General features: G+C 49.2%; 29 protein-coding genes and 1 riboswitch. Of the genes, 5 read left to right on the top strand and 24 right to left on the bottom strand.

Features of this window, described 5'->3' with window-relative positions; all coding sequences use genetic code 11:
• Positions 1 to 54: 54 nt before the first annotated feature.
• From OIN60_RS01780 to ytxC, 4 genes are all read right to left on the bottom strand, one after another.
• On the bottom strand, positions 55 to 351 hold the full coding sequence (locus tag OIN60_RS01780) for a gamma-type small acid-soluble spore protein (protein ID WP_305753146.1): 297 nt from the start codon (positions 349 to 351) through the stop codon (positions 55 to 57).
• A 100-nt stretch (positions 352 to 451) separates the two neighbouring features.
• Positions 452 to 1,039 carry a 3D domain-containing protein gene (locus OIN60_RS01775; RefSeq protein ID WP_305753145.1) on the bottom strand — a complete coding sequence of 196 codons (588 nt, stop codon included), beginning with the start codon at positions 1,037 to 1,039 and terminating at the stop codon, positions 452 to 454.
• A 68-nt stretch (positions 1,040 to 1,107) separates the two neighbouring features.
• The gene (gene thrS, locus OIN60_RS01770) at positions 1,108 to 3,045 is read right to left on the bottom strand and encodes a threonine--tRNA ligase (protein ID WP_305753144.1); all 1,938 of its coding nucleotides are present in this window, start codon (positions 3,043 to 3,045) and stop codon (positions 1,108 to 1,110) included.
• A 254-nt stretch (positions 3,046 to 3,299) separates the two neighbouring features.
• A complete protein-coding gene (gene ytxC, locus OIN60_RS01765) occupies positions 3,300 to 4,226 on the bottom strand; it encodes a putative sporulation protein YtxC (RefSeq protein WP_305753143.1) in 927 nt (308 codons plus the stop codon).
• Positions 4,227 to 4,512: 286 nt separating this feature from the next.
• On the opposite strand from ytxC, the gene OIN60_RS01760 reads away from it, so the two are divergent.
• The 4 genes from OIN60_RS01760 (at position 4,513) to OIN60_RS01745 (ending at position 7,918) form a co-directional block, all read left to right on the top strand.
• A complete protein-coding gene (locus OIN60_RS01760; protein WP_305753142.1) occupies positions 4,513 to 5,592 on the top strand; it encodes a GGDEF domain-containing protein in 1,080 nt (359 codons plus the stop codon).
• A gap of 168 nt (positions 5,593 to 5,760) precedes the next feature.
• Positions 5,761 to 6,138 (top strand): hypothetical protein, encoded by a 378-nt coding sequence (locus OIN60_RS01755; protein WP_305753141.1) that lies wholly within the window; start codon positions 5,761 to 5,763, stop codon positions 6,136 to 6,138.
• Between the two features lie 54 nt (positions 6,139 to 6,192).
• On the top strand, positions 6,193 to 6,687 hold the full coding sequence (locus tag OIN60_RS01750) for a cation:proton antiporter regulatory subunit (protein ID WP_305753140.1): 495 nt from the start codon (positions 6,193 to 6,195) through the stop codon (positions 6,685 to 6,687).
• A gap of 4 nt (positions 6,688 to 6,691) precedes the next feature.
• Positions 6,692 to 7,918 (top strand): cation:proton antiporter, encoded by a 1,227-nt coding sequence (locus OIN60_RS01745; protein ID WP_305753139.1) that lies wholly within the window; start codon positions 6,692 to 6,694, stop codon positions 7,916 to 7,918.
• Between the two features lie 53 nt (positions 7,919 to 7,971).
• Here the strand turns inward: OIN60_RS01745 and mqnC are convergent, their stop codons facing one another.
• The 4 genes from mqnC to metA all read right to left on the bottom strand — a co-directional run bounded on the left by mqnC (position 7,972) and on the right by metA (position 12,567).
• Positions 7,972 to 9,105, bottom strand: coding sequence for a cyclic dehypoxanthinyl futalosine synthase (gene mqnC, locus OIN60_RS01740; protein ID WP_305753138.1), 1,134 nt, complete (start codon positions 9,103 to 9,105; stop codon positions 7,972 to 7,974).
• 141 nt (positions 9,106 to 9,246) lie between these two features.
• On the bottom strand, positions 9,247 to 10,425 hold the full coding sequence (locus tag OIN60_RS01735) for an aminotransferase class I/II-fold pyridoxal phosphate-dependent enzyme (protein ID WP_305753137.1): 1,179 nt from the start codon (positions 10,423 to 10,425) through the stop codon (positions 9,247 to 9,249).
• The gene (locus tag OIN60_RS01730) at positions 10,422 to 11,606 is read right to left on the bottom strand and encodes an aminotransferase class I/II-fold pyridoxal phosphate-dependent enzyme (protein WP_305753136.1); all 1,185 of its coding nucleotides are present in this window, start codon (positions 11,604 to 11,606) and stop codon (positions 10,422 to 10,424) included. Before OIN60_RS01730 ends, OIN60_RS01735 begins: the two co-directional genes overlap by 4 nt.
• Positions 11,607 to 11,637: 31 nt before the next feature.
• Entirely contained in the window at positions 11,638 to 12,567 is a 930-nt protein-coding gene (metA, locus tag OIN60_RS01725) for a homoserine O-acetyltransferase MetA (protein ID WP_305753135.1), read from the bottom strand.
• A 112-nt stretch (positions 12,568 to 12,679) separates the two neighbouring features.
• Positions 12,680 to 12,800: riboswitch (SAM riboswitch) on the bottom strand.
• A gap of 541 nt (positions 12,801 to 13,341) precedes the next feature.
• Between metA and corA the strand changes: the two genes are divergently transcribed.
• Complete coding sequence (gene corA / locus OIN60_RS01720; RefSeq protein ID WP_305753134.1) at positions 13,342 to 14,277, top strand: magnesium/cobalt transporter CorA; 936 nt, start codon at positions 13,342 to 13,344, stop codon at positions 14,275 to 14,277.
• A 91-nt stretch (positions 14,278 to 14,368) separates the two neighbouring features.
• Here corA and OIN60_RS01715 read toward each other — a convergent pair whose 3' ends face one another.
• From OIN60_RS01715 to OIN60_RS01640, 16 genes are all read right to left on the bottom strand, one after another.
• Positions 14,369 to 15,361, bottom strand: coding sequence for an HRDC domain-containing protein (locus tag OIN60_RS01715; RefSeq protein ID WP_305753133.1), 993 nt, complete (start codon positions 15,359 to 15,361; stop codon positions 14,369 to 14,371).
• Positions 15,362 to 15,555: 194 nt separating this feature from the next.
• On the bottom strand, positions 15,556 to 16,428 hold the full coding sequence (locus tag OIN60_RS01710; protein ID WP_305753132.1) for an ROK family protein: 873 nt from the start codon (positions 16,426 to 16,428) through the stop codon (positions 15,556 to 15,558).
• A 37-nt stretch (positions 16,429 to 16,465) separates the two neighbouring features.
• The gene (locus OIN60_RS01705) at positions 16,466 to 17,113 is read right to left on the bottom strand and encodes an MOSC domain-containing protein (protein ID WP_305753185.1); all 648 of its coding nucleotides are present in this window, start codon (positions 17,111 to 17,113) and stop codon (positions 16,466 to 16,468) included.
• 207 nt (positions 17,114 to 17,320) lie between these two features.
• On the bottom strand, positions 17,321 to 18,217 hold the full coding sequence (locus OIN60_RS01700; protein ID WP_305753131.1) for a 5'-3' exonuclease: 897 nt from the start codon (positions 18,215 to 18,217) through the stop codon (positions 17,321 to 17,323).
• Positions 18,218 to 18,311: 94 nt separating this feature from the next.
• The gene (locus OIN60_RS01695) at positions 18,312 to 19,100 is read right to left on the bottom strand and encodes a phosphotransferase (protein ID WP_305753130.1); all 789 of its coding nucleotides are present in this window, start codon (positions 19,098 to 19,100) and stop codon (positions 18,312 to 18,314) included.
• A gap of 95 nt (positions 19,101 to 19,195) precedes the next feature.
• Complete coding sequence (locus OIN60_RS01690; RefSeq protein WP_305753129.1) at positions 19,196 to 19,561, bottom strand: arsenate reductase family protein; 366 nt, start codon at positions 19,559 to 19,561, stop codon at positions 19,196 to 19,198.
• A 55-nt stretch (positions 19,562 to 19,616) separates the two neighbouring features.
• Positions 19,617 to 20,579 carry an RluA family pseudouridine synthase gene (locus OIN60_RS01685; protein WP_305753128.1) on the bottom strand — a complete coding sequence of 321 codons (963 nt, stop codon included), beginning with the start codon at positions 20,577 to 20,579 and terminating at the stop codon, positions 19,617 to 19,619.
• The gene (locus OIN60_RS01680; protein ID WP_305753184.1) at positions 20,576 to 21,145 is read right to left on the bottom strand and encodes a cob(I)yrinic acid a,c-diamide adenosyltransferase; all 570 of its coding nucleotides are present in this window, start codon (positions 21,143 to 21,145) and stop codon (positions 20,576 to 20,578) included. The genes OIN60_RS01685 and OIN60_RS01680 overlap by 4 nt, the downstream gene beginning before the upstream one ends.
• Before the next feature lie 48 nt (positions 21,146 to 21,193).
• Positions 21,194 to 21,751 carry a bifunctional adenosylcobinamide kinase/adenosylcobinamide-phosphate guanylyltransferase gene (locus OIN60_RS01675; protein ID WP_305753127.1) on the bottom strand — a complete coding sequence of 186 codons (558 nt, stop codon included), beginning with the start codon at positions 21,749 to 21,751 and terminating at the stop codon, positions 21,194 to 21,196.
• A gap of 48 nt (positions 21,752 to 21,799) precedes the next feature.
• Positions 21,800 to 22,363 (bottom strand): hypothetical protein, encoded by a 564-nt coding sequence (locus OIN60_RS01670; RefSeq protein WP_305753126.1) that lies wholly within the window; start codon positions 22,361 to 22,363, stop codon positions 21,800 to 21,802.
• Positions 22,364 to 22,455: 92 nt separating this feature from the next.
• Positions 22,456 to 22,674 (bottom strand): aspartyl-phosphate phosphatase Spo0E family protein, encoded by a 219-nt coding sequence (locus tag OIN60_RS01665; RefSeq protein ID WP_305753125.1) that lies wholly within the window; start codon positions 22,672 to 22,674, stop codon positions 22,456 to 22,458.
• Positions 22,675 to 22,778: 104 nt separating this feature from the next.
• Complete coding sequence (locus tag OIN60_RS01660) at positions 22,779 to 23,993, bottom strand: aminotransferase class I/II-fold pyridoxal phosphate-dependent enzyme (protein WP_305753124.1); 1,215 nt, start codon at positions 23,991 to 23,993, stop codon at positions 22,779 to 22,781.
• Positions 23,994 to 24,007: 14 nt separating this feature from the next.
• Positions 24,008 to 24,508 (bottom strand): Lrp/AsnC family transcriptional regulator, encoded by a 501-nt coding sequence (locus OIN60_RS01655; RefSeq protein WP_305753123.1) that lies wholly within the window; start codon positions 24,506 to 24,508, stop codon positions 24,008 to 24,010.
• 205 nt (positions 24,509 to 24,713) lie between these two features.
• A complete protein-coding gene (locus tag OIN60_RS01650) occupies positions 24,714 to 25,928 on the bottom strand; it encodes an MFS transporter (RefSeq protein ID WP_305753122.1) in 1,215 nt (404 codons plus the stop codon).
• A gap of 91 nt (positions 25,929 to 26,019) precedes the next feature.
• A complete protein-coding gene (locus OIN60_RS01645; RefSeq protein WP_305753121.1) occupies positions 26,020 to 26,580 on the bottom strand; it encodes a hypothetical protein in 561 nt (186 codons plus the stop codon).
• A 38-nt stretch (positions 26,581 to 26,618) separates the two neighbouring features.
• Positions 26,619 to 26,996 carry a DUF350 domain-containing protein gene (locus OIN60_RS01640; protein ID WP_305753183.1) on the bottom strand — a complete coding sequence of 126 codons (378 nt, stop codon included), beginning with the start codon at positions 26,994 to 26,996 and terminating at the stop codon, positions 26,619 to 26,621.

The raw sequence follows: 26,996 nt of genomic DNA, 5'->3' as shown, positions 1-26,996 counted from the left end.
GGAAATAGCAAGCCCCCGATGATCACCGGGGGCTGTTAAATCACTCAAATCAGATTATTTGGAATCAAAATCCTGAACTTTGCTTTTTACGGATTGCTGCGCCTTTTGGCTAAGCGTGCCTTGGGTTTCGGAAGCAAACTCGGAATTAAATTTCTCATTCGGAGTCATAAAATTGTCCTGAATTTTATTCTGCGCCGATTGCTTGGCCCGTTTAGCTACTTGAGCAACGTCACTTTCCTGCGCAAATTCTGCTGTGAATTGTCCTCCCGGCTGTTGTTGGCCTACAGGCATTTTGCTTCTCATTTGACGGTTACCGGGCTGCTTACTACCAAAATTTTTAAAATTGTTCACAGTAAAATTCCTCCCTGACTTATATTGTGGGACGTTTCATCCCTCAAGTAGTATGGGAAGATGCTAAGCACATTATGCAATCCGCGTCCTGAAGAAAAGTCTACATATTTACCGGCTCATCCAGCATTTCGGATGGAATGGTTTTGTGTACTTGAATCGCTTTCTGGAATTGGTCGACCATTTCTTCGGTACATTTTCCGTTACCGAGTTTGATGATCTGCACATCAACTTCCTTTTTGCCCCATTCGTTATACACTTGTTTGATGGTGGAGAAATACAGATCAATTTTCTTTCCTTTTATGGCCGAGCCAGTATCCGCTACAATACCGTAACCGTAGCCTGGAATATACAGGATGCTGCCCAAGGGAAATATTTTGGGATCAGCGGCAATAGTTGAAAGTGAATTTTTATCCCGCTGGACCTTTACTCCCGAATAGGTAATGCCGTAGAGCGGGTGCTTCGGTCCTTTTCCTGTAGATTCATACCCTGCTGTGTATCCGGTAGCCATGACTGTCATCGTTGTCAAAATTTGTTCATCACGTGGCGCAAGAACGGATACAGATTCATTGTTCCCGGACGGGTCGGGTACTGTAAGCGCCGAGAATACCAGGTCTGGCCCGGTAGGCAGAAGCACGGCACATATCATGAGCCATAAAAAAATCCTCCGCCTATACGAAATTGAATTCATCCGACAAACCTCCCTAATGAAAGGTTTTCCAGAGTTCTTTTTCGCTATTCAGCAGAGGATTAAAAATATTAAATGCTCCGAGTAGCAATTTCTTCCTTCAGCATGGCGACTGCCTCATTCAGCGGCTTGGCGCCTAGGTCTCCCTGTCCGCGTTTGCGCACCGAGACGCTACCTTCATTTTTCTCATTCTCACCAACAACAAGCATGTACGGTGTTTTTTCCAACTGCGCCTCGCGGATCTTATAGCCCAGCTTCTCATTGCGCAGATCGGCTTCTACCGAAACCCCTGCACGACGAAGCTGATCCGTAACCTCACGCGCATAATCATCATAGTTGCCGGAAACCGGAATGACTTTAGCCTGAACCGGCGACAGCCAGAGCGGCAGGTTGCCTGCGAAATTCTCCAGCAGGAAGGCTGTAAAGCGCTCCATTGTACCTAAAATACCTCTGTGCAGAACAACCGGACGGTGCTTCTGTCCGTCTTCACCCACATATTCCAGCTCGAAGCGTTCAGGCAGCAAAAAGTCGATTTGCACGGTGGACAGCGTCTCTTCCTTGCCGAGAGCGGTTTTCACCTGTACATCCAGCTTAGGACCGTAGAAGGCCGCTTCTCCTTCCGCTTCGTAAAATGGCAGCCCCGTCTCCTCAACGACCTGACGCAGCATACTTTGCGCCGTATCCCACATCTCATCATTTTGAAAATATTTCTCATTATCCTGTGGATCACGATAGGAGAGACGGAAACGGTAATCATGAATACCGAAATCCTTGTAAGCAATCATAATGAGCTCGATCACCCGTTTAAACTCGTCCTTGATCTGATCCAGACGCACAAACAAATGTGCATCATTAAGCGTCATCGCGCGTACACGATGAAGTCCTGTCAATGCACCCGACATCTCATAACGATGCATCATGCCGAGCTCCGCAATACGAATCGGAAGATCCCGGTAGCTGCGCATTTCACTCTTGTACACCATCATATGATGCGGACAGTTCATCGGACGGAGCACCAGCTCCTCGTTATCCATCTCCATTTTTGGAAACATGTCTTCCTGGTAATGCTCCCAGTGGCCTGATGTCTTGTACAGCTCCACATTTCCCAGAACCGGTGTGTATACATGCTGGTAGCCCAATTGTTCCTCAAGGTCCACGATATACCGTTCCAAGGTGCGACGAAGCTTGGCCCCGTTCGGCAACCAGATTGGGAGACCTTGCCCTACCAGTGAGGAGAAGGTGAACATGCCGAGCTCTTTGCCGAGTTTGCGGTGATCGCGCTTTTTCGCTTCTTCAAGCATATGCAGATGCTCATCGAGCTGAGCCTTTTTCACAAAAGCAGTGCCGTATACACGCTGCAGCATTTTATTTTTGCTGTCCCCGCGCCAGTAAGCACCAGCCACATTCATGAGTTTAAACACCTTAAGCTTGCCGGTTGAAGGAACGTGCGGTCCACGGCAGAGGTCAAAAAATTCTCCCTGCTCATATATGGAAATGACACTGTCTTCAGGAAGGTCACGGATCAATTCCAGCTTATAAGGGTCTCCTACCTCATTGAAAATGGACAGCGCTTCTTCACGGCTTACCTCTTTACGGGTAATTGGCAGATTTTCACCAGCAATTCTCTCCATTTCCTTCTCAATCTTGAGCAAATCCTCAGGATTCAATGGATGCTCCAGATCCATATCATAATAGAAGCCATCCTCAATCACAGGACCTACTCCCAGATGTACTTCCTTGCTGCCAAACAACCTTTTTACGGCCTGTGCAAGCAAATGCGCGGTGCTGTGGCGAATGACCTCAAGACCTTCGGGCGTATCCTGGGTTACGATCTCAATCTGGGCTCCCTCAGTCAATGGAGTGGACAAATCTACCACTACCCCGTTTAATTTACCTGCCACGGCATTTTTACGCAAACCGCTGCTGATCGAAGCGGCAACATCATCGATACTGCTGCCCTCTGCATACTCACGGACTGAGCCATCGGGCAATTTAATATGGACTGCCATTTCCTTTTCCTCCTTTTTGTGAACACAAAAAACACCCGTCCCGTAAAAGGGACGAGTGTATGTACTCGTGGTTCCACCCTATTTCGGCGAATCAGCCTTGGTATGAACTGATCTGCCCTTATTGGCATTCTGTAACGGGAATGATCCGGCGCATCTTAATGCCCACACGTAATGCCCACACGGGGTTCGGAAGCGCAGCTACAAAGTGGTAATCCAAAGCCGGTATCGTAAGGAAATTTCAGCACTAAGTTTCCTCATCTCTGGAACGGCCTGTCTTTGGTTCTTGTCTTTGTCTCAGCTTTTTCTGAAAAAAACGGGTTCACTTGTTTCAGTGCCCCTGATTCACAGTTATTATAATTCCCTGCTTCTTTTCCGTCAAGGTGATCGGAATCACTCTGCCAAGTCCCGCAATGAGGGCAAAAACGGCACAGCTCCACCTTATTTTCAAATATATTGATCAACGTATGCACCACAAAGGCATTCGGTTCCTGTGTATGCAGCATAATGCGTGCCGGAGCAATAGAGATCAGATTGCTGAGAATCATGTCTTCGGCTGGCATACCTATTTCCAGACCCGGAAGTTCTACCGTGATGGGATCCGACTGCCCGAGGCTAATAAGCTTCATTTCCGTATCCAGTATGGTGAAGTTATGCTCTCCCTTGTGAATCACATGTACAAGTGGAACGTGGTGCTCCTGAAAGAAAACAAAGTACTTTAATAATTGAACAAATTCCTCGTATTGCCGTTCTCCCCAAAACTCGTCCAAAGCGTATTCGATAAGCTCCCCAAGCTCCTGCTTGTACGCCTGAAGGCGAAACCGGAGCAATCCCTCCAGATTAACAGACTGCATTTCCTGAAAACTTTGGACCAGTGGTGATACGATCATTCCCCTTCTCTTTTTGCGACCGTTATTCAGATCTTTCTTAAGCAATCCAATGCTGATTTCGCGTATTCTTTGCGTTTCTTCGTCGCTCATATACCTGCATTCCCCGGATAAAGCCTCCAGCAGCAACAGCGGCTCCCTTTGCTGTTGAATGTACCCCGCGAAGGCGTCGGCCATGAAGTTCTTGACGCGGACAAGCTGATCTTGATCCACTTCTTCCCGGCCCTTATATTTACAGGTCCAGGCCACCCTGTTTCCGGACTGGCTGAAGGAAAAGCTTAATCCGTAACGTGACATATGTAAACCCCTGCCTTTGCCTTTCAAGACTTGGTAAAAGCAGTCTGCATCTATTGGATCTTTAGTCTCAGTCCAAACCGTGAACAGTTCCAATTTGCCCACTCCTTTCACTGACTGCTCTAAGTATATGGCACCATGTGCAGGGTTATACGAGGTGGACTACTGGAAGCCCGCAGCCCGCTTATTTTTTCGCTTCCTCTATTTCAATGTACGGTTTCACGTGTTATAGTTTGATTGTTGTTCGTTCGGACGACAGGCCTATGACGATACGGAGAGTGATCGCAACTTGTTCAGGCAATATGTCAAAAGGCATAGAGAACCTTCCAGCAGAACGCTGGAATGCATGTTGTTCTTTATTGTAACCAGCTTGATTCTTACCATCATTTTTGATTTGAACGCAGACTACACCCTTACGGAAAATTTGTTGTCTATAGTCCCGGTAGGGCTTGAGCTTTTAGTCCTGCTTTTTACCAAAATGGTTACAGACAGACTTCGCCCTTCTCTGAAGCATTACGCCGGGATTGCGGGAACAGCCGCCTTCTCAATCATTCCAGTGCTTAGCCATCCGGAGAGCAGCACGATGGTTCTGGTTGTTTTATTCCCCCTGCTGCTTTCCGTCCTCAGCTTCGAGTACAAAAAAATCATTTTCGGTCTGGTCTGCAGCCTGATCAGCCTTGTTGTCTGTTATTATTATGTGGACAGCATACGCAGCCTGCATGTTCAAGACCTGTTATTGCTGATCATTTACCAGCTCTTTTTGACGGCTTTGATGTTCAGCATCGTACAGCATAGTCGGGATTTGATGAACCATCTCGAAAAGTCGCTGAAGAATAACGAACAGCTGATGATTCAAAACGTCATGATGGAATATATGAACAAAACCGACCCGCTAACTGGCCTTTATAATCATATGACCTTCCAGGAGTATTTGGACAAGCTCATCGCTCACAGTGAGCATAATCCCTTCCGAATTCACCTAGCCCTGATTGATGTGGATAATTTCAAATGCGTCAACGACACCTACGGGCATCGCGCAGGAGATCTTGTGCTGAAAAACGTATCTCTGATCATACAAAAGCATGCGGGTCCGAATGATTTTGCCGCCAGATACGGCGGGGAAGAGTTTACTGTGATTTTCACGGAAAAAAGCACCTCTGAAGTATATGCGGTAGTTGAATCGATCCGCCGGGAAATTTCGGCTCATACTTTTGAACGGTTGAATAAATCGGCTGTAACCATCAGTACGGGAATCAATGCGTATCAGCAAAGCAAAGGAAAAGAAGATTTCTTTCACGGGGCGGATACAGCCCTTTACACAGCCAAACGAACCGGCAAAAACAAAACCGTATTTCAAACTGAACAATAGCCTAGCTTACTATTATAAAATAAACAACGCCTTCAGCCAGAAAGTGAATTTCTTTCCGGTCCTGACAGGCGTTTTTTTGCTGATGGATTTGAATGAGATCAAGATTGTGTGATAGAGTAAATATGATACGCTATTTATGCTAACATTTTTACAAGGAGGGAGAACCATATGAACCCAATCATTTCGACTGCGCGTCTATGGACAGTTATGCTGCTCAGCATCATTATGCTGTTCTCCTTCCCTGCTCCTTTTGTTGACGAAGATCGCGGTTCAGCCGCAGGTGCTGACTCCTTGGCGGAAGCTTTCAACCTGAGCCATCCCAAAGAAACCTACCAGAAGCCCGCCATCCGGGCCCACTTTCCTATATTAGTCAAAATGGTTGCTGTATCCAATACCATTCCTGTATTCTCCTTGCCATCTGTTTTGATTATTTCATCCTATCCTCGTCCTTCTTTGCTCTTTCTACCCATTATCTATATTATTTACAAGCGCCTATACCTGAAACCGATTAAATTCACCTCCAGATTTGTAGTGTACTACGCCTAATCACTTCAGAAATCGATTAGAGCTGTACATTTAGAAATCAGGAGGCTAACAATCATGGAAATACGTGAATCAATATTGCCCGGAATTGGAATGAAATATCAGATGGATACCGCAAGCGGAGACCGGCTCGTGGTTATTATTCACGATGACGGCAGACGTGAGCTGTACCATTTTGACTACGAAGACCTGGAACAAAGCATCTCCATGATTACACTCGAAGATCAGGAGGCAAGACAAATTGCATCCATTATCGGGGGCATGGCCTACAGACCAAAGAACCTTGAAAGTGTAGAGATGGCGTTCAACGACCTCATTATTGAATGGTATAAAATCGAGTCCCAGTATGCCTGCGTGGGCAAAACGATCGGTGAATTGGATGTGCGCCAAAATTCAGGCGTATCCATTATTGTCGTCATGGAGGATAAAAAAACAAAGCATATCAACCCGGGCCCTGACGTTGTTCTGAGGGCGGAGTCCACTGTGCTTGCCGTCGGAGAACGTGAACAGCAGAAACGGTTCAAACAAATCCTGATGAACGGAAGCGGGTGATTGGATGGACCATCTCGTATTTGAAGTTGGATTAGCCATCGCACTCATCGCTTTATCAGGTCTGATATCCGCCAAGCTGCGCTTTTCGGTGATCCCTTTTTATATATTAGTCGGCATGATCGTAGGCCCCCATGCCATGGAAATATGGCACTTTGACTTCCGTTTTATCGAAAGCGAGCCTTTTATCGATTTTATGGGCCGAATCGGCGTATTGTTCCTGCTCTTTTATCTGGGTCTGGAGTTCTCTGTAGGCAGACTAATCAAATCAGGGCGGTCGATCGCAGTCGGAGGAACCATCTATATTCTGATCAATTTCACTTTGGGGCTTGCCCTGGGATTCTTCTCGGGCTTCCCCATTGCTGAAACCCTGGTGGTCGCCGGTATTACAACCATTTCCTCCAGCGCCATCGTCGCCAAGGTATTGGTGGATCTGAAACGAACTGCCAACCCGGAAACCGAAATGATTCTTGGTATTATCATGTTTGAAGATGTGTTTCTTGCCGTATATATCTCCATCCTGTCGGGACTTGTGCTAAGCGATTCGTCCTCGGTCGGAGGGGTTGTGCTGTCCGCCTTGATCGCGCTGGGCTTTATGCTCTCAGTCATCATTATCGGACGTAAAGCTGTTCCTCTATTAAACAAGGCACTGCGTATCCGGTCTAATGAGCTGTTTTTGCTTGTGATATTTAGCACACTTTTCCTGGTTGCTGGATTTTCAGAGACGATTCATGTGGCCGAAGCCATTGGAGCGCTTCTGGTGGGACTTGTGCTGGCGGAAACGGACCATGCCAAGCGGATCGAGCACCTGATTGTGCCTTTCCGCGATTTTTTCGGAGCCATGTTCTTCTTCAGCTTCGGACTATCCATCGATCCGTTGTCCCTTGGCGGCACCGCGGTATGGATCGCCCTTGCGGCGGTGCTTGTCACACTGGTCGGGAACTTTACGGCAGGTATGCTTGCCGGGCGCACGGCATCCCTTTCGCCTAAAGCTTCAGCCAATATCGGACTGACTATTGTGTCCAGAGGCGAATTTTCCATCATTATGGCGAATCTTGGACGGGAAGGCGGTCTGATGGATATTCTGCAGCCGTTTGCCGCCATGTATGTCCTGATTCTTGCCATCCTTGGCCCTGTACTGACCAAGCAGTCGAAGCCCATTTTTATGGCATTGAATAAAGTATTTAAGTTTAAGGACCACCGCTTGAGGAAGGAAAACAGCACCTCAAATTAAAAAGAAGCTTGCCGCATGATAGTTGTGCGGCAAGCTCCTTTTTATATTAGAGGTTAGTTCTGCATAATAAAATCGCGCTCAACACTGCTGGCTTCGTCAAAGACACGCAGAATGTCATATCGGGTGTTGCGCTGGGCAGGCGTATGCCCGGTTTCGCGAATCAACTGCAAAATCGACTCAATATTGACTTTATAAGTAGCGCCTGCTGCCGACACCACATTTTCTTCAATCATGGTGCTGCCGAAATCATCGCAGCCGTAGTACAGAGACTTCTTGCCGATCTCTGGCCCCATCGTTACCCACGAGGACTGGATATGCTTGATATTATCCAGCACGATCCGGCTGATCGCAACGGTCTTCAGGTACTCCTCTGGTGTTTGTCTTTCCAGCTTCAGATTGGTATTATCCGGCTGGAACGTCCAGGGAATGAAGGCAAGAAAGCCTTCCGAATCGTACTTGTTGGCAATACATTCATCCTGAGCGTCACGGACACGCATCAGATGCAGCGCGCGCTCCTCCATTGACTCACCCAACCCGATGACCATCGTTGCTGTCGTATTCATGCCGATTTTGTGGGCTGTTTTCATGACGTCCATCCAATCCGTCCAGGAGCCTTTCAGGCGGCTGATCTTGCGGCGAGTACGGTCGTCCAAAATTTCAGCACCCCCGCCAGGCAGGGAGTCCAGACCTGCTTCATGAATCTGCCGAATCACCTCTTCAAGAGAAAGCCCGGAAATGACCTTCATCTTCTGGATTTCAGCCGGTGAGAAGGAATGCATCGTAATATCCGGGAAGCGCTCCTTAATGGCCCTTAACAAATCTGTATAATAGCTGAAGGGCAGGTTCGGATTGGTTCCGCCCTGCATCAGAATTTCCGTGCCGCCAACGTCCTGTGTCTCCTTAATCTTCTGAAAAATGACCTCATCGGGAAGGACATACCCCTCCTCTGACCCAGGTCTGCGGTAAAATGCGCAAAAACGGCAGTACACATCACATACGTTCGTGTAGTTTACGTTTCGTCCGATGACGAAGGTTTTGATCGGATCCGGGTGCATCCGGTTCATGATCACATTCGCCGCATCCCCCATCTTCTCAACCTCATTGGATTCAAACAGCGTTATAGTATCCTCCAGGGTCATTCGTTCACCGCGCAGCGCTTTATCTAAGATACGATCTATTCCACTCATCGTACGCTTCCTCCTATCCTTCATCCTTAAAAAAGTCGATTATGACAATTAAGATATATGAAATCACTATATTACCATCGTAACACAGGTGCAATGTGAAAAACAGCACCTATTCCAAAGGTACTGTTTTTGCAAGGTCATTTATTCAAATAGCAGAGCCTGTTCGAGATCGAAAATAAGGTCTTCAATATTCTCCAAACCTACCGAGAAGCGCAATAATCCGTCCGTAATTCCACGCTCAAGCCGGACGCTGTGCGGCATGGCCGCATGAGACATCATGGCAGGGTAGGACAGAATGCTTTCGACTGCGCCAAGGCTCACGGCAACGATCGGAAGACCGACGCGGCTCAATACTGTCTTGGCACGTTCGCCAGAGCCGACGTCAAAGGAGACTACGGCACCGAATCCGCTGGATTGTCTCTCGTGAATTTCGCGCCCTGGATGCTCTGAAAGACCGGGGTAGTAGACTGCCTTGATATCCTCCCGAGCATACAGCCATTCGGCCAGGCGGCGTGCGCTTTTCTCACTGTGCGCCATGCGGGCTTCCAGCGTCTTCATTCCCCGCATTAGCAGCCAGGATTCCTGGACGCCTAATACGGTGCCTAACCCATTCTGAAGCTGCTTCAACTGCACCGCTATCGCTTCCGTGCGCGCAACGGCCAGACCTGCCAGGACATCGCTGTGGCCGCCGAGAAACTTGGTGGCGCTGTGCAGAACGATATCCACTCCCTGTTCGATCGGCCGTTGATAGTAGGGGGTCATAAAAGTATTGTCCAGCATAGTGATGAGCCCATGCTCGCGGGCCCAACTCGTTACCGCAGCAATATCCGTTATTTTCAAAGTCGGATTAGACGGCGTCTCCATATAAACCGCCTTGGTGTTAGGCTTCAGCGCTTGTCTAACCTCATCCAGATCCGTCATATCCACAAAGGTGGACTCGATATTCATCCGGCTCAGTATCGCGGTCAGCAGACGGTAAGTCCCTCCATACACATCCTCGGTTACAATGATATGATCGCCAGCCGACAGCATCATAAAAGTGCTGGAAATCGCGGCCATTCCGGATGAGTAAGCAAACCCACGCACTCCGCCTTCCAGCAGCGCAATATAATCCTCCAAAGCCTGCCGCGTCGGATTGCCAGAACGGCTGTAATCATGCTGCGGCGGATTAAAAATGTCATGATGATGAAAGGTGGAGGCCTGGTAAATCGGTACGCTTGACGCCCCTGTCTGGCCGTCAATTTCTGCGCCGAAGTGCAGCAGACGGGTACCGAATTTCAATTCTTTGTCCGCTTTATTCCGCTGTCCGCCACCACTCATGCCGATGCCCCCTCTTCAATCTCCCGGCGGGCAGCTTCAAGCGCATTGCCCAGATCCTGAATGAGATCCTCTGCATGCTCGATGCCGACGGAGAAACGAAGCAACCTGTCATCGACACCTACCGCATCCCTGATTTCAGCAGGAATGTCCGCATGAGTCTGAACAGCCGGATAGGTCATCAGCGATTCAACCCCGCCCAGGCTTTCGGCAAAAGCGATTAGCTTGATATGACGCAGCAAAGGCTCTACGTAGCGGGCATCCTTGACTTTGAACGAGAAGATTCCCGTATTGCCTGATGATTGCTTTCTTTGAATTTCATATCCCGGATGGCTTTCCAGCGCTGGATAGTATACGTCCGTCACGAGCGGGTGGGACAGCAGATACTGTGCGATCCGGGTTGCATTCTGCTCATGCCTGTCCATACGCAGGGCAAGGGTCTTCATGCCTTTCATCAGCTGGTAGCTGTCGGTGGGGGACAGTACTGCTCCGATCGAGTTATGGAGAAACGCCATTTCTGCGGACAACTCTTGTCCTTGGGTGATGATCAGTCCGGCCAGGACGTCATTATGACCGCCCAAATATTTGGTGGCGCTGTGGACTACAATGTCGGCCCCCAATTCAATGGGTCTTTGGAAATAAGGCGTAAGCAGTGTATTGTCCACAATGGTGAGCATTCCATGCTGCTTGGCCCAGTTGGCCACTGCCGCAATATCGGTAATCATCATGAGCGGATTCGTCGGCGTTTCGATAAAAACGGCCTTGGTATTCGGGCGGCGTGTCGACTCCAGCGCATCAAGATCATTCGTATCCACATAAGAGGCAGTTACGCCATATTTGGAAAGAATGCGTTCAAGCAGGCGGTAAGTTCCTCCATATAAGTCCAGGGAGACGATCAGATGATCCCCTTGACCGAACAGCGTAAAGATCGTCTGCAGGGCGGCCATGCCGGAGGAGCAGGCGAATCCGGCATCTCCGGATTCCAGCTCTGCCGCTGCTTCTTCGAGCACCTTACGGGTGGGATTCGTGGTACGGATATAATCGAAGCCTGTGCTCTGTCCGAGCCGCGGGTGGCGGAAGGCTGTCGATTGGTAAATCGGAAAATTCACCGCACCGGTGACCGGCTCGTTGACGGAACCGATTTGGGCAAGTCTGCTTTCGATCTTCAACTTTTGATTATCCATATGAATCCTCCTGTCCGTTTCTATCCTTATATTAAATTTGAGGCCCGATATCACCGATGTCATAAGGGGTCTCCTGGTACACATAGTAGTTCAACCAGTTCGAGAAAAATAAGTTGGCATGCGCCCGCCACGTGGACGGCGGGGTGCGGGACGGGTCGTCCTGCGGGAAATAGTTTTTGGGCAAGGGAACATTATCCATGCCCTTGGCCATATCCCGGTCATACTCCCATTTTAATGATAACGGATCATATTCGGAATGGCCTGTAACAAAAATCTGTTTGCCGTCGGTTGTCGCCACAATATATACGCCGGCTTCTTCCGATTCCGAGAGCAGCTCCAGCTCGGGAAAACGCTCGATATCTTCGCGCCGCACTTCCGTATGGCGGGAATGAGGCGCATAAAAGACCTCGTCAAAGCCGCGAAGCAGCTTCACATGCGGCTTGTTCACCGTATGCGGGAAGATCCCAAAGCATTTGGAGTCCAGTCCATATTTGGGAACACCGAAATGATGGTACAAGCCCGCCTGCGAAGCCCAACAGATATGCATGGTGGAGGTTACATTTGTCCGGGTCCAGTCAAAGATGCCGCGAATCTCCTCCCAATAGCTCACATCTTCAAACTCCAGTTGCTCCACAGGCGCCCCCGTAATAATCATGCCGTCAAAGCGGGTATTTCTGATCTCGTCGAACGTCTTATAAAACATATCCAAGTATTCCTGCGAGGTATTCTTGGATACATGCGACTGCGGATGCACGAGCGTAACATCCACCTGCAGCGGTGTATTACCGATCAGCCGCAGTAATTGAGTTTCGGTCGTTTCTTTGGTCGGCATCAGGTTAAGAATTGCAATGCGGAGCGGACGAATATCCTGGTGATAGGCTTTGCTTTCGTCCATTACAAAAATGTTCTCACCCGCAAGAATTTCCTTCGCGGGCAGGGCGTCTGGAATTTTAATTGGCATAAAAACTCACTCCTGTTCGTGAAGTTGGCGAAAATCATTGCTGAGATGCCGGGCATATTAAAATGACCCTTCTCGGTATACGAGAAAGGTCATATCATACTCATATGCGCCTCTCTCATCTCTCAGGTCCCCATTCTTAAAGAATGTGTGATCTGCAAGAATTAGCACCGTGCGAGTAATCGCCGGTTGCCGGGTTTCATCGGGCTAGTCCCTCCACCTGCTCTTGATAAGATTTCGCTATTTTCATTTTTAGTTAATACAAATATCCTGTATCAAACTTTAATGCATTAGCGCCTCTTTCGTCAAGCAGCAAGTTTTCAAAAAAATCCGACCTTTGCACACCCAGACCGGGGTTCACCCATAGGATGAAATCAGCGCTACGAATGTCCCAATTTTATCCTTGAAAGGCTCTATACCGAGCGTTATACTAGACAAGTGCTGCAAGCGGTTGAACATTTGCGTAGTGAAAGTTCTACGTATAAGAAAAACGTTTATCGACATACTTTCAAAGAAGCCGGACCGCGTTTAGCGAAAGTTTTTCAAGGGCTGCAGCAGCTCATCCTAATATAATTCGATAAGAGGTGACACCTACCATGGAAGGCGACCCGAGTCCGAATAGGCGGCGGAAGCATGACAACAGTATAGGAATGACTTCAGCTTGCCGGAGACGGGACGCACGTTCTGTATGTCTGTACAACTTCCAGGGTCTCCGCTAGTCTGAAACATTCCTTGTGAACACCATTCGCCTCAGGCGGAACATAAGGAGTGAGGAAGATGAAAATCCGGTTAGTGAACAACGGGGTATTCACCCTGATTGATGACATCGAAAAAACATTAACGGCTCCGGCCGACGGCTTCTACTGGATCGATGCCGATGTTGATGATCTCGCAGTACTGCAGCCGCTCTTTTCCATTCATGATCTGGCTGTGGAGGACTGCCTGAGCGAGGAAGATCAGCGTCCTAAAATTGAAATCTATGATAACCATTACTTTATCGTTGTAAATAGCATACGATTTGATGACGAAGAAATATTCCTTCGTTCCCTTAATATTTTTCTCGGCAGACATTATATCATCACGATTACCAAGCAAAAAATTAACGAGCTTCGTTCCTTGAAGCCGCTGCTTTGGGAACAGGAAGTACACACGCCCGACCGTTTTATGTATCTCCTGATTGACCTGATCGTAGACAATTACTTTCTCGTCGGTGATCGGATCGAAGTCCGGATCGAAAAGCTCGAAGAGGATATCCTGATGCACACCAAAAAATCCCACCTGAATGAGATTATCGGTCTGCGCAGTGAAATTCTGTGGCTAAAAAAAGTGCTTGGCCCGCAAAAGGAAGTCATTAACACGTTAAACAAACGGGATCTGCGCCTGATTGACGACCAATTGCAGAAATATTTCAGCGACATTTATGAAAATGCCGTAAAAATTTCCGAAACCTTCGACACCTACCGCGATCTGATGGGCAACCTTCGTGAAGCCTATCAGTCCAGCATCGCCAACCGGGCCAACGAAATCATGAGAGTTTTTACAGCCATTACAACTGTATTTATGCCTCTAACCGTCATTACGGGCATCTATGGAATGAACTTTGATTTTATGCCTGAGACACACACAAAATACGGATATTTTGTCGTGATTGGTATCATGATCGTGCTCGGCAGTAGCATGTTTTTGATTTTCCGCAAGAAAGACTGGATCTGAACGGTTCATAGTACAAAACAAAAATGAAAGACGGAGCCTTCCTTCAGGACAGGGTCCGTCTATTTGTATTAGCTGCTAAATGCAGTTGGGCTTAGCTGGCGCTTCGCTTGTCTCCTTCATCACGGCGATAACAGATGCGCACCAGCCGCAGTCGCTCATAAATTTCATCCAGCTTCAAAGTCTCGCTATTCTGGTCGCCGTACACCCGCTGCATGACAGGCTTCAAAAAACGATCCCCCAGCTCCCTATATGCAGCCCGGATCGCCGTTTGCTCCTGCTCTGGAGCACCCGACAGCTCGCTCTGTATGACGTTATCCACATCGTACCCTTCACTCACAAGTACCTCCAGCATTTCAATAACTTCTCTTCGCGGCAGTCCAGACTGCCGGCTGATGGCCTCTAATCCCAGCCCTTCCGCAGATCCCTGGAGAACTGCCTGACGCTGATGATATTTGTCGAGCTCCAGTTTGTATTTCTGTTCCTTCTGACGATAGCTCCAACTGATAAAATCCTGAGCATCAAGTTCTTCCTCAACCCAGCTCAAAGGAAACGGACGGTATTGCTCTACCTGGGAGGTAATCGCCAGCAGGTCCGCTCCATAGGTTCGCACCTTGGTCTCCCCTACGCCCGGCAGCTCAAGCAGATCCGCTTCGTTCCGGGGAAGAAAGACGCTGATTAGCTTCAGCAAACGGTTGCTCGCGATCATGTACGGTGCCCTATTCTCGGCTGCCGCCTGGCGCCGACGCCAGACACTAAGCTCGCTGTAAACACTGTCGCGGGGATGAAGGTCACTGTAGCAGAATAACTTTTGTACAAACAAACTGCGACCTCCGCTCTCTACAGGCTCATGGAACACCCCTTCGATAAGCGGACGGTATCCTTCAGCCAGCTTCAAAGCAAGCTGATAACGGTAAATGGAGAGCATCTCCTGCCATGAACAGCCTTCATACCAGACGCTATCCACTGCCGCGGTCCGCCAGCCGACGCACCATATCCCCTCTTCTTCCCCAATCCACACCTGGGCAGATCCCAGTTCATCCGACTTCTCCGACTTCGAAAGCTTATTCAAGAATACAATCTCCATACCCCAATCCTCCTCGCTATGTATACAGCATTCAGCACAAAAAAAAGCACCTATTTCGCGTGTTTGCAAAATAGGTGCTTCCTTATTCATCATCGTACTATGCTGTTAAGCCCATCTTATAACGGAAGCAGCATCCCCGTCAAAACTTTTTTCACGTCCAGCCAAGAAACTCAGCATTTCACCGCGAAATATTGTCATACTCCAAGGCGTGCCAATGCAAGCGCACCGGACAGGCCGGCATTGTCGCCCAGCCCAGGCGGAACGATATAGCTGTCGATATCCGCCGCAAGACTTGCATGCTGAATGTATCCTTTGAGTATCTCCTGCAGCTTGCGGCGGACCAGCGGAAAGAGATGCTCCTGCTTCATAACTCCCCCACCCATAATGATTTTCTGCGGGGAAAGGATCAGTATATAATTCATCAAAGCCTGTGCGAGATAATATGCCTCCAGCTCCCATGCCGGATGATCCGAGGCCAGCTCAGCTCCCTGTGTTCCCCATCGTCTGCTGATGGCGGGCCCCGCAGCCAGCCCTTCCAGACAATCGCCATGATATGGGCAAAAGCCCTCATAAGAATCTTCTGGATGGCGGCGGGTTAGAATATGCCCCATTTCCGGGTGGGATAATCCGTGAAGCAGTTGCCCTCCGGCAACGGCTCCTGCACCGATGCCTGTGCCAACCGTAATATAGATGCAATTGTCCAGGCCCTTGGCTGCCCCCCACGTATATTCCCCTAATGCGGCTCCGTTCACATCCGTATCAAAGCCCATCGGAACGTTAAAATGAGCCTTCAGCTTGCCGATAAGATTATAGTTGCTCCAGTGGGGTTTGGGAGTTGTTGTAATGTACCCGTATGTACTGCTGCCGATAATCGGGTCAATCGGACCGAAGGAGCCTACCCCGATAGCTTCAACATTTTTTCCGTCAAAATATTCAATGACACGGGCCATTGTAATTTCGGGCGCTTCCGTTGGGAAGCTGACCCTGTCCATAATTTCCCCTTGTTCATTACCTATACCACAAACGAATTTAGTTCCTCCTGCTTCAATAGCACCCAATACAGCCATTTTAACCTCTCCCTTCGCTATGTCATCACATCCCGGTTCAGCCCAAACGTTTACGCAACGAGTACTTCCAGCTCTCAGATAACGCTTCCACATTCAGCAACCGCAATGTCTGTTCAGCCTGATCTTTCTGCTGGTACATAATCCGATTGGCCTCCATTACGGTGATGTGGTCCTGCTGCCTCTCCACCAGTTCCATCGAGTCATCGGGAGCCAGCTCCCCTTCTTCAAGCACCCTGAAATAGTAGCCGGTGTAGCCCGTCTGCTGAAATTGTTGCGGAAGCTCCTTCCACCCGTATTTTGCCGCCAATTTGAAGCAGGGCTGACGGGGCTGGCTGACTTGCACGAGCGCACGGCCCAGGCGGTATAGATCCCCAATACTTACCCTATCCTCCGACGCCCCCGCTGTCGTCACATTTTCCCCGAAAGCCCCGAAGGCAAGCTTACGGTCCATAAGCTGCTCAAAGTGCGCATAGCGACTGTAATCATACACGCATACCACCTTGTCCGGGCCTCCATGATGCACAAGATCCGCCTGTCCGTCACCGGGGATTCCACTGCTAGTGAGAAGAATCGGCCGCTCTGCAGGCAGCTTGTTAATGCCGCTGAGCACTTCTTTTTCACCATGCGTGAGTACGGCTGGCAATCCGATATTCACTGAAACGGCCAATGGAGCTGCATTGCTCATGTTCATTCCCTGAGCCTCCCTGCAAATATATATTAACCCTATCTTCTCCCTAAATGGTGAAGCCGTCAATTGCGTAAAGCTAAAACGTTTGCAAATTTGTTCCGAATATGAGGCGTTATGGCATATCCGGACAGCAAAAAGGACACTGACATCGTCAATGCCAGCATCCAGGTGTTCATTTTCTCCATTGCTTACTCGTCCCGTTGCTCATGATCCAACCGCCACTCCCATCATGGTACAAAGGCTCTTCATTTCAAGCTGTTCAAATTTAGCCACGATCAGTCCGTGATCCAACCGCAGCAGGCTGCTCTCCAGCGAACAGACAATCGGCACCGCACAATGGATTTCCGCAAGCCTACGAGACAAATGGAGCATGTCCAGATCATTCTCGATTTTCTTTCTGACCGAAGGGCTCAGAAGCTCCAGATTTTCCAGTATGCCTTCGATGGAACCGTATTCCTGCACCAGCTTCAGTGCCGTCTTCTCGCCAATGCCGCGCACCCCGGGATAGTTGTCGCTTGTGTCTCCCATCAATCCCTTGACATCTATGATTTGACGCGGCTGCAGTCCCTTCTCCTCCATCAGGCTTGCAGGTGTATAGACCATATAGTTGCCCTGGCCTTTTTTCATAATAATGACTTTAATCCGCTCATCCACCAGTTGCAGCAAATCATGATCGCCTGACAGAACCAGCACGTTCATATTCTCGTCTCGGGAATAATGGCAGGCTAGGGTACCGATGCAGTCATCAGCTTCGTAGCCTTCCGCCCCAATGTTCGGAACCCCCAGACTGTCCATCACGTCACGGATTAGTGTAAACTGGGGGATCAGATCGTCCGGCGCTTCGGCGCGATTCCCTTTGTACGCCGCAAAGTGATCCCCTCTGAACGTCTTGCCTCCCATATCCCAACAGCAGACGACATGTGTCGGGCCAAAGGCCTGCACCGCATCCCAGAAATAACGGATAAAACCGTAGATGGCGTTGGTCGGAGTTCCTTCTTTGGTACGACGTATATATCCATGAGCCGCTGTGGCGTAATAGGCGCGAAAGAGCAGCGCCATGCCGTCTACCAGCATAACCGATTGTTTGTTATTTTGTGTCACTTAAATGTCTCTCTCCATTTCGATAAAAATAACCTTTTACGAGTATACCATATTGCATCCCATTCAGGGGCTTACCCACGAACTTTTCTGCTCTTTACTCATACACTCCCCACATCGACAAAAACTTAAGGACCGAGTTTTTCTCATCTCGCTGCTCACCACTCAATTCCGAAAGTCGGGCAGCGACGGTTACCAGTAACCATTCGGACAGCTCTTCCCGGGGAACACCCATTTCCTGCAAATAAACGTCAGTTGCCCTTTTTTTCATCCACAAAATTCGTTCGACATCGCTCATTTGGGAAGGCACAGGGGTCATTTCAATCAAATACACCGTTCTGGCCACGTCTCCGTATTCGTGTCCACGGCATACATTCATGTAGTCTATTATGTAATTCTTCTCATCGTTCACAAGCACATTGTCAAAGTGATAATCACCATGACAAAGCCGGCCACCATCCGGCAACGCTTCCAAGACAGCATACAATTGCGATTTGCATAAGCCCGTTAAATCATTCGCGCGTTCGATATTTCTTTTTAAAATGGACTTCAAACTTGCGGCACCCTCCAATTTACAGGCCAGGATTCGTTTATGAAACTGTGCTAAAACGACCGCGTACCGCTCCACTTCCCCCGTCTGCAGAACTAACTCAAGCAGCGATTGCCCGTCTATTTTATCGTATAGGATGCCGTGTCTTCCTTCGTGCGTAACTAATTCGTAGCTTTTGCTTGTTGGAAGGTTCAAACCGTTCAACAGCCTCGAATTATTAATTTCAAGCCGAACATCATCCAATGGATAACCATACTTGAACAGCTTAACCACTCTGTTATTGCCTGCATCAAATATATCCGCCGTATTGCCTTGGCCGATCAACGTTCCTATCACCGTATCCCATCCTTCCGCAACCTTGGCAAATAACAAACAGCTCTAAATTCCCTTCCCATAAAAAATCTTCGCTCCAGTTACAAAAAGACAGGCACTCACGCCTGTCCCCATACTTCTCCGTACTGTTCCTCTTTGAATCCTATAGTTACCCGCTGCCCGTCGGTGACGACAGGCCTTTTAATCAACATGCCGTTTGAGGCCAGCAAATTAAGCTGCTCTTCCCTGCTCATGCCAGGCAGCTTGTCCTTCAGCTTTAGTTCTTTATACACCTCACCGCTGGTGTTAAAGAACTTTTTGAGATCAAGCCCACTCTTGTCCACTAGTTCCGCAAGCTGCCCGACTGTCGGTGTTTCCTCCACAATGTGGTGAAGCTCAAGCTCATGCCCCTGGTTTTGCAGCCATTTGACCGCATTGCGGCAGGTGCTGCATTTTGGATATTGATAAACCGTCAATTTACTCATACTTTGGTGTCCTCCGTCATTCCTTGCAAATTCCATATTCTTCTTAGTGGTTGTGTCATGTAACAGTACGTAACGCCTCTTCCAAACGAAGCAAATCCGGCGGCAACGGGGCCCGGAACGTGCAGCGTTCTCCGCTGAGCGGGTGATCGAAGGAAAGCTCGGCGGCATGCAAAGCCTGTCTGGAGATCAATCTATCGAGAAATTCTCTGCGCGAACGTTCAGCAGTCCCCTCCTTCTCATCCGGCAAATCAGCGAAATACATCGGGTCTCCGATCAGCGGGCAGCCGATATGGGTCATATGCACACGAATCTGATGAGTACGCCCCGTTTCCAGCTTCAGGGAGATTCTGCTGCCTTCCGGCCAGCTCTCCTCCAGAGTATATAGCGTAAGGGCAGGATACCCGTCCGGGGTGACGATGCGTTTATGCAGGTTGGCCGGGTCACGGTCGATCGGGCCATCTACTCTTCCTACAGGCGGCTCCGGGCTGCCGTGCACATAAGCAATATACCGCTTATCCACCGTTCCTGCGATCATTTGCTCAGATATATGCTGGTGGGCGTATGGGTTTTTGGCTATAGCCAGCACACCTGATGTGTCCTGATCCAGCCGGTGCACTGGTCGAAAACGGAACGATTGTCCCTTGGACTGCCAGTAATAGACAACCGCATTGGCAAGCGTTCCAGTGTAGTGACCGTGCGTCGGGTGCACAATCATGCCTGCGACTTTATTTACAATCAGAAGGTGCGCATCCTCGTACAGGACGTCAAAGGGAAGGGGCTCAGGCAGGATATCCTCCGAAATCTCCTGCTCCATACGGATTTCCACCCGGTCACCAGCTCGCACCTTCACGTCAATATACACGCGGATTCCGTTGAGCATAATCCCCTTCTCCGTCAGCTTCAAACGGGAAAGCAGCTTGCGTGAAATCCCCATTCTTTTGTTCAAAACCGTCTTCAGCAGAATGCCTTCATCTTCGGGGGGGACATCGTAAATGATTGGGTCATAGTAAGCGGTCATTCTTTTCTACCAAACACCTTTTTGCTACGCACGTATTCCACATCAGCCACACCTAGCCTTACATTAGCCGTACGTGCAGCCACGAAGAAATAATCGGACAGCCTGTTCAAATATCTGCGGACCGCAGGATTGATCTCTGTATGGGAGCCAAGCGTAACCGTCCGCCGTTCGGCGCGGCGACAGACCGTACGACATACATGCAGGGCCGAAGAGAGACGGCTTCCTCCTGGGATAATAAACCGCTCCACCTTCGGATTCTCCTCTTCACAGTGGTCGATCCACTGCTCCAGCCGCAGCACCATTTCTTCCTTCACCTTATATTTTTTATCACTCAGCTTGACAAAAGCCAGATCGGAACCGCAGTCGAACAGCTCCTGCTGAATTTCGGCCAACTGCTCCCGCAGATCCTCAAGCACCTCTTCCTCCGCAAAACTGAGCGCCTGCCCCACAAAACTGTTTAATTCATCGATTGTACCGTAAGCCTCAACCCGGTCATCATCCTTGCGGACTCTTCCTCCAATGACAGAGGTTTCGCCTTCATCCCCGGTTCTTGTATATACGCCCATCATACTCCTCCTTTATCGATCAAGCGCCTATCACAGCGCTCTTCCTTTTCAATACCGAAAGCTGCGTTCCTTCAATTCCACTGGTAAACCTGATATAAGATGGTACACTCTGTCCGCACGCTCCGCTATTTCCATATTCAAACGGGTGACCAGCCTGGCGAACAGCGCCTCTTCTTCGCTGGGATACAGCATGGGTGACAGCTCGTTCGTAATCACGAGCAGCATCCCCTGATAGCTCAGCAGCTTGTCGGATAATCGCTCTGCCTTCACTTCAAGACGCCTTCTATCCGCTGGTTCCAGCGGTCCAGTGCCGAACTCACTGCCAATCCAGCCTGTAACGCTGTCAACAATAACCATTCTCCGGTCAGCGCGGAAGATATTGGACTCCATATTGAGATGCTCAAGCACATTGGGTAGCGGCATCTCACGGTCTGTGCTGATTCTGTGGTAAGACGACGGCAGTACAAGTCCTTCAGCCGGTATCCCAACAGCAGCAGTACGACCGGGAGACGAAATATAAATCCCTTCACGGGCAAGACGTGCAGCCATCGACAAAGCAAATCGCGTCTTCCCTGTTCCCAGTCCCCCTGTAACCATGATTAGCATGCAAATTCCCTCCCAGTCAGCGTACAGAAACAGCGGTAAATAATAATATTATTCAGCCAATGCCTGCAATACACTGACCGCTTCTTCCAAATTGCCCGTTCTTGGCGGAATTGTTGCAAACAGATTGGATGAAGCGTAACCGACGTCCTTAAACAGAGCCATCTGATCGGCAGGAATGCCATACAAATGAGTTTCCGTGACCGTCTCCTCTGTCGCCTGCCCCTCTTTATTGACCGGCTTAAATATAGCTCCTTCAAAAACTCCCCTAGGGTAGGCTTTCTTATCAAAGTATTCATCCAAAGGCAAATTTCCACCTTCGCTTCCGTTATTTCTCATATCTTCTTCCGGCAAAATGAAGATATCATGCTCTCCAGCCACGTATTCCACTAATAGCTTTGAACGGTCATACATTGGGCTGGCCACAACCTCAACGGTCGTTCCCCCTTCCCCCAGCTTCTGCTGCAGCTTTTGCTCAAGCTCTTGGCTAACGGATGTCGGGTCCCCCTGATTATCAATAATAAAGATGGAAAATGTCGTGCTTTCATCCTGTCCGCAGCCTGCCGCCACGAGTAAAAATGCCAACACACCGAACAGCTTGAACAGCCTCTTCATCTATGTACCTCCCTTTTCCCATGCATCCAATATAGCACAGGTTGTGAATGCAAAAAAAGAAGACCCCGGAGGGTCCTCGTAATAACTTGTCGCTATGTACTCCGACTGTGGCCGACATAAGCGTAACAAGATTTCATATATTCGTTAATCTTAAGATCGAGTTCACAGCTAATTTCAATCACCTGATTAGAAGTAAAAGGATTCCCCTGCTCAAATATGCGCACCATTTGATCCCGCAAGGAACAGATTTCATCCTCCAGGGGGTTACTGCTTGTATTCCGAATCAGCGGGCTATACTCAGTGCAAGACAAGAACTTCCCCTCCCAGAAATCTACTCCCGATACCAAAATGGATTATATCATATTATTGGAAAAAGAAAAGAACTAAATGGTTTTTTATTCAAAAAAATCAAAGCTTAACCTTCGGCCCTCAGCTTGTGCACAAAATTCCCGATCCGTTCCAAAGCCTCCGTCAGTTGAGCAACCGATGTTGCATAGGAGCACCGCATATATCCTTCGCCACCCAGACCGAATACATTTCCGGGCACGGCGGCGACTTTCGCCTCATAAAGCAGCCTTTCGGCAAACTGATCCGAGCTTAACCCAGTGGACTGAATACTCGGAAACACATAAAAAGCCCCCTGCGGTTCATGACAATCCAGTCCCATGTCCCTGAAGCCCTGCACCATCAGACGGCGGCGCTGGTTGTACGCATCGACCATTCGGTCCTTCTCGCCCATTCCGTTCCGCAACGCCTCCAATGCGGCCACCTGCCCCATAGAAGGTGCGCACATGACGGTGTATTGATGGATTTTAAGCATGGCGGAAATGATATCCCGATGCCCGCATGTATAGCCGATTCTCCAGCCGGTCATCGCAAAGGCTTTGGAGAAGCCGCTAACGAGAATCGTACGATCCATCATTCCCGGTATTGCCGCAAAGCTGACATGATTCTGATTATAGGTGAGTTCAGCGTAGATTTCGTCTGAAATCACGATCAGATCATGCTTTTCAACCACCTTCGCAATGGGAAGCCAATCCTCGTAGGTCATCGTTGCACCTGTCGGATTGCTGGGATAGCAGAGAATCAGCACCTTGGAGCGGGGCGTTATTTTCGCCTCCAGCGCTTCCGCCGTCAGTTTGAAGTCATTGTCTGCGAAGGTTTCAATACCTACCGCAACACCACCACCAATGGCCGTAATCGGCGAGTAGGAAATATAACAAGGCTCCGGAATCAGAATTTCATCCCCGGGTGTAATGAGCGCCCGCAGAGCAAGATCAATGGCTTCACTGCCACCGACCGTTACAATCATCTCATCCTGCGGATTATAATGTACGGAAAACCGTTCGCTCAAATAACCGCTGAGCGCCTCGCGGAGCTCCGGCATGCCCGCGTTGGACGTATAGCTTGTAAATCCCCGTTCCAGAGAATACACACAGGCCTCACGCATATGCCAAGGTGTTGTAAAATCAGGCTCACCCACACCCAATGTAATAATATCTTTATTACTTCCGACGAGATCGAAAAACTTCCGAATGCCTGAGGCCGGGATGTCACGGACCAAGGGTGCCAGATAAGAACTCATGGATCTGGTGTCGGCATTCGGAGCTTGTTCTTGGTTAAGTGTCATGGGAGTCGCTTCCTTTACGGCGAAATCATAAGACGGTTATCTTCTTCCTTATCCTCAAAGATAATGCCGTCTTGCTTGTATTTTTTAAGTGTAAAGTTCGTTTTGGTCGATAATACGGAGTCAATCGGGGACAGCTTCTCCGATACAAAATTGGCTACTTCGCGCAGATTTCTGCCCTCTACCTCGACCAGCAGATCGTAAGCTCCAGACATCAAATAGACCGATTTCACCTGTGGATACAGATAAATACGCTCCGCAATGCCTTCAAAGCCTCTGCCCCGTTCCGGCGTAATCTGAACCTCGATCAACGCGGTGACCTTCTCGTCATCAACCTTGTCCCAATTGACGACCGCTGCATATTTCACGATCACATGCTTATCTTCCAGCTCTTGAATGGCCGCTTTGACATCCTCCTCGGCAGTGCCGAGCATGGTCGCCAGCAGAGCGGGCGTACGTCTGGCATCCTCTTTCAGAAGCTCCAGCACTTTTAATTTTGTCTCATTCAACTCTGTCATGCAAAGACCTCCAGCGTGTTTTCGCGGACGATGACTGAATTCATGTCAGGTCTGCGGAAAAGATAATACTTATATTACATCAATTTATAACAAGTGCATAGTAAGAAGATAGACCACGATTAACGGAAGCTTTTCTCGCGATTAAAGAGTACTTCAGCTTCACTGGAAATTTGTATATTCTTTAATCTTAAGAAAAACGCCACAGTTATTCCGATGCCGGCTTCCACTCTGCCGATTTCATCATGCCCCGCACGAAGAACCAGCCGATTACAGGGGCCGTCCCCAGGCCGATCATCAGCCATGTAATAACGTGTGGCATGCGGCTGACAGAAAGCACACCGATAAAAATAAAGGTGCCCAGCAGCCGGCCTGACATGAGACACAGCTCTCGCAATACAACAAGCTCGACCCGTTTCGCAACGTCATGATCCGTCATCCCCATTAGATCAAAGCCAAGTGTGGTGATGGGAATTATATATAACGGGATAAACAAGGACGTCCCGATGCCCATGAACAGCAGCGTACCGTACTGGACCTTCCACAACAAAGGGAACAGGACCATAACCAGCAGCAGCGCGCCCAGCAGCATGCCTGCGGAACGGTAGCGCGGCCGCAGCCATCTGCCAGCCGCCCAGAAGCTGACAAGCGATACCGCAGACGTAATCAACGAAAATTGCCCGAGCTTCCACTCCTGCTTGGTTGCCGCAAAGACGAGCAGAATGATGAGAAAGGAGAATACCCCTTCACGGATTCCTTGGGCGGCAAGCGCCAAAGAGAGTGGCCTCCAGGAGCTTTTCCTGTCATTAAGCCTGTTCCACGGCTCTGCCCAATCGTATTTCCCTTCAACCTTACGTTTCTTGAGGAAGAAGCTGAGGATCACCCCGACGGTATACACCGCAAGTGAAATACTGAAGATGATACGGTAACCTGTGTCATTTTCCATGCTTGCTATAATCCAAGCCGAGAGCCACGGACCGACGATACCCGTCAAAGATCCGAGCAAACCCACCCAGCCGTTAAATCGATCCCTATTGTCGCTGTTCGTCACCTCAAAATATACAACGTTAAAAGCAAGCCAGAACAGACCGAGCGCAATACCCAACAGTAAGCCGAGCGGCCAAATAAAATGGACAGCTCTGGGCCCGGACCATAGCACAAGCAGATAAAAGATCCCAGACAGGGCGGTACCTACGCGGAGCGCATTCATTTTATTATGCTCCTTTATCCATTTGCCCCCGATCCAGAAGGTCAGCCCCAGCGCCAACTGCTGGCTAACGGTAAACCAGCCGATCATAGCATAATCCGGTTTGGCTTTCCACAGGTATACGTTGAGAAACGTGCCTGACAACGCTCCTGCAAATACAAACAGCCCATTCATGCCAAGCAGTAGAATGGACTGTTTATTCAAGCTCGATTTCAACAGAGTCCCCCCTCTAACCGAAATCCGCCCTACGGGCTTTCCGTTAACATGCCCCAAAATGCATAAAACATGTCAGGAGGGCTGCTGTCTTTTATTTACGACCGGAACCCAGCGTATGCATCAGCCGGAGCCTGTCATCCTCGGCTAGACTTTGTTGTACCTGAAAACATCCGGTGCATACGTAAAGGTTCAAGGTAAAGGGCGCTTCAAGGACGGGTTTTCCGAGCACAGCCGGTACAGAAGGTATAAATGTATCTACCGTAACGGTTCTTGTTCCGGTCAACAGCATGTATTCGCGGCAATGCGGACACTCAGGCACCTCTTCCTGGCTGTCCAGCACTTTTTCGACACCCTCTTCATAGGCAAGCAGGTCTTCCCCGCCTTCTTCATATTTCTGCAACGTATGCAGGACCGGAAGCTTGTGAAGATCTTCCCCCTGCCAGGGAAATATCTCCTCATCCTGCACTTCCGTATCATCCTGATCATCCAGTTGACGGTCACGCGAAGTTCCATCCTCATCTTCGCCAATATCGACCGTTAACGTCCGGTACCCCTTCAACTCATTATGACAGTAGGGACACTCTTCTTCCGGGCCCAGCTCCTCATCCCAAACGATTTCCGTTTGGCACCAAGGACAAATGGTTTTTTCCATATCCATATCCTCCATTTCATTGCAATTAAAACTGTAAATTAACCGACACTGGCACCGATGACATATGACAGCGAGACGGAAATGATCATGGAAAACAAACCTACAGCCCTGTTGTCTTCTTTGATCTCCTGATCAATCGAAAATACGGGTGTTAAAAATTCAAACAAGAAATAAGCGGCCAGCAGCAGCAGGAACCCTAGAAACGACCAGATCATTGTATCGTACACTGAGGAGCTGCCGGTGATGCTGAAGCGCATAATGTTGCATATCCCGAATATTTTCCCGCCGGTGGCCATGGCGACTGCCACATTACCTTTGCGGATTTCATCCCAGCACTTATAGCGGGTCACCAGTTCAAAACAATACAAATATACAATGAGCTGAAGCACCGCAACCGAAAAATACCCCAGCAGCAT

The organism is Paenibacillus zeirhizosphaerae (assembly GCF_030705605.1).
Taxonomy (GTDB): domain Bacteria; phylum Bacillota; class Bacilli; order Paenibacillales; family Paenibacillaceae; genus Paenibacillus; species Paenibacillus zeirhizosphaerae.
This window is presented reverse-complemented; position numbering and strand designations above follow the sequence as displayed.